This window comes from Actinomycetota bacterium (assembly GCA_035765775.1).
Taxonomy (GTDB): domain Bacteria; phylum Actinomycetota; class CADDZG01; order JAHWKV01; family JAOPZY01; genus DASTWV01.
In genome coordinates, this window is the sequence record DASTWV010000046.1 from 1 (window position 1) to 3,057 (window position 3,057).

Annotated in this window: 3 protein-coding genes; 2 read left to right on the forward strand and 1 reads right to left on the reverse strand. The window is 70.3% G+C overall.

All coding sequences use genetic code 11. The features are described from left to right. Nucleotides 1-478 precede the first annotated feature (478 nt). Nucleotides 479-838, reverse strand: coding sequence for a DUF6788 family protein (locus VFW71_10730; GenBank protein HEU5003236.1), 360 nt, complete (start codon nucleotides 836-838; stop codon nucleotides 479-481). A 99-nt stretch (nucleotides 839-937) separates the two neighbouring features. Between VFW71_10730 and VFW71_10735 the strand changes: the two genes are divergently transcribed. After that, on the forward strand, nucleotides 938-2,494 hold the full coding sequence (locus tag VFW71_10735) for a transposase (GenBank protein ID HEU5003237.1): 1,557 nt from the start codon (nucleotides 938-940) through the stop codon (nucleotides 2,492-2,494). A 278-nt stretch (nucleotides 2,495-2,772) separates the two neighbouring features. After that, nucleotides 2,773-3,057, forward strand: a 285-nt coding sequence (locus tag VFW71_10740; protein HEU5003238.1) for an MOSC domain-containing protein, incomplete at its 3' end; no start/stop codon positions are given.

Sequence of the window (3,057 nt, forward strand, 5' to 3'; positions counted from 1 at the left end):
GGCCGGGTACGTGGCCGTGTACGCCAGCCGCATGGACCGCTGCACCGTGGACGGCGAGGTCGCCGAGCCGCAGCCGGGCGGGTTCTACGGCGGCTGGATCACCAGTGACGTCGTGGGCCCGTTCAAAGGCGTACCGGGCTCGATGTTCTGGTAGCTCCCCCACTGGGCCGCGGCCGGATCGGGGTAGTTGCGCTTTGGGTCCGGAGGGGTTGAGGGCGAAATGGAGTCGTGGGGACACTCTTTCGACCTCAACGTGGCCGCGGCCGGATCGGGGTACTTGCGCCGTGGGTCCGGAGGGTGTTGAGGTCGAAAAGGCGTCGTGGGGACACTCTTTCGACCTCAACGTGGCCGCAGGCGGGTGGGCTTGGGGTACTTGCGCCGTGGGTCTGGAGGGTGTTGAGGTCGAAAAGGCGTCGTGGGCAGGCTGTCGCGAAACCAGCCTCAGGCCCTCCCTGAACCGCTGACGGGCCGTTTTTCGTCACGATCCCTCGGGGTTGGGCCACCCCTCGGCAGCTGATGCCGCCTGCAGGCAGAGCGCCTCGAGCTGACCGACGAGGTCCCGCAGCTGACGGGCGTTGTCGAACCAGGCCTGGTAGCGGCCGAGCTCCTCCTGGGTCAGGCGCCGGGTGACGGTCTTGCCGGCCACCTTGCGGGTCCACTGGATGTAGGGACCATGCAGCTGCGGAGGGTCCGCCTTGCACCGGCACCCTGGCTTGCCGCAGCCCATCCAGCGCACCAGCAGGGTCCCGGGGAGCAAGGCTCCCTCCTCGGCGATGGCGGCGATCTCGCTGGCGAGCGCCTGGCGCCGGCGGTCGAGGTCCGCCGCCCCGGAGGTCATGGCCCCCATTGTCCACGAGTTTCCCCCACGGGTTTCCCTCTGAAATCCTTGCATCCTTCCTCAGTCCCCAGTATAATACTGGGGACTAGAGGGAGTGTGATGATGGCCCATTTCTACGTGGCCCCGCAACGCAACCAGGACTTCTTGCTGGCGGTGAACATGGCGGACTGGCTGGAGAAGGGGCACCTGGCGTTCTTCGTCATCGACGTCGTCGCCAGGCTGGACACCACCGCCCTGCACGCCCGCCACCCCAACGACGGCGCCGGCAGGCCTGCCTACGACCCCGACATGATGCTCGCCCTCGTGCTGTACGCCTACGCCAACGGGGTGCGCTCCAGCCGCCGGATCGAGGCGACCTGCCGCACCGACGCCGCCTACCGGGTGATCTCCGGCGCCCTGGTGCCCGACCACTCGACCATCGCCCGCTTCGTCGTCGATCACCAGGGCGCCATGGAGGGCCTGTTCGTCTCCGGGCTCCGCCTGTGCCACGCCGCCGGGTTGGTGGACCTGTCCGTGCTTGCCCTCGACGGCACCAAGCTGGGCAGTGACTCTGCGCTCGACCGCAACCGGGACGCCGAGTGGATCCGGGCACGGATCGGCGAGCTGATGGCGGAGACGGTTGCGAGCGAGACCACGGTGGCCACCGACACCCCCCTGTTCGACGTGGCGGGGGCGGGCGGCCTGGCCACGGCCAAGGGCCGGCGGGCGGTGCTGGAGGCGGCCCTGGCGGTGATCGAGGCCGACGACGCCCAAGCAGCCGCCGCCGTTGCGGCCAAGACTGCGCTGCAGGCCAAGGAGGCCGAGGCCGGGCGCAAGGTGCCGGGGCGCAAGCCCCAGGACCCCGCCGCCGCCCTGGAGCGGGCACGGGTCGACCGCGCCGCGGCGCTCCAGGCCTCTGAGCAGCGGGCGGCCAGGCGGGCGCAGCGGGTTGCTGCAGCCGAGGAAGCCGGGCACAAGCTTGGTGGCCGCCCCCCAGGCCCCGACCTGGCCCTGGCCGCCGCCGATGCGGCCCTCGCCGCCGCCGAGGCGGCCGCAGGTTCGGCACCGCCACCGCCCCGGCGTCCCGTCAACATCACCGATCCCGAAAGCCGGATCATGAAGACCAAGGACGGATGGGTCCAAGGCTTCAACGCCCAGGCCCTCGTCACCAAAGACCAGATCGTGGTCGCCGCCTCGGTGACCCAGGACGCCAACGACGTGGGCCAGTTCATCCCGATGCTGGCCCGGCTGAGCGCTACCCTCGCCGCCGCCAGGGTGGATGACCCGGTCGAGCTGATCCTGGCAGATGCGGGCTACTGGAGCGACGCCAACGCCACCGCCGAGGGTCCCGAGCGCCTCATCGCCACGATCAAGGATTGGAAGCAGCGCACGGCCGCCCGGGAGGCGGGGACCACCACGGGGGAACCACCCGAGGATGCCAGCCCCCTGGAGTCCATGGAGCACCGCCTGCGCACCGCCGAGGGGGCAGCCGCCTATGCCCAACGCTCCTTCATGGTCGAGCCCGTCTTCGGCGACCACAAGCACAACCGGGGCCAGCGGCGGTTCCGCCGGCGGGGCCTGGCTGCTGCCAACGCCGAGTGGCACCTCATGAACCTGACCGGCAACATGAGGAAGCTCTTCGAGCACACCAAAGCGCCGGCCGCCACCCCTGCCTAACAGCTAAAGCAGCACCCACGACCACCGGGCGCCTCCCAGTTTCTTCCCCGCGCCCTGCGGCGCTGACCGACGGCCAGTCCCAACCGTTGACGGAGCCAATCAGCAGGCGCCCCGCCCCCGGCTTCCCCTTCGATCCATTTGGCAGATGTGTGCCCGGCCCCATTTTTCGACAGCCTGTGGGGACACTCTTTCGACCTCAACGTGGCGGTGACCGGGCCGGCCCGTCCGCCGGTTGGATGAAACTGGAAGCTGGTGAAAGGGGAGCGCATACTCGCCCCATGAAGCATCTGAGCCGCGCCGAGTTGGAGGCCGGGCTCGACGCCATCCGGGCGGCTCCCACCACCGTCGGGACCCTCTCGCTCATCGTCCGCCGGCCCGCGGTCGACGAGCGGGAGAGCGTGGACACTGGGGTCTTGGACCTCGAGCACGGGCTGATCGGCGACAACTGGCTCACGCGGGGATCCAAGTGCCCGGACGGGCTGGCGAACCCCGACCAGCAGATCACCGTCATGAGCATCCGGGCCGCCGACCTGGTCGCCGTGGACCCCGACCGCCGGCCGTGG

Excerpts from the sequence above, each read along its gene's own strand:
- VFW71_10730 (HEU5003236.1), bottom strand. The coding sequence starts at position 838 with ATGACCTCCGGGGCGGCGGACCTCGACCGCCGGCGCCAGGCGCTCGCC.
- VFW71_10735 (HEU5003237.1), top strand. The coding sequence starts at position 938 with ATGATGGCCCATTTCTACGTGGCCCCGCAACGCAACCAGGACTTCTTG.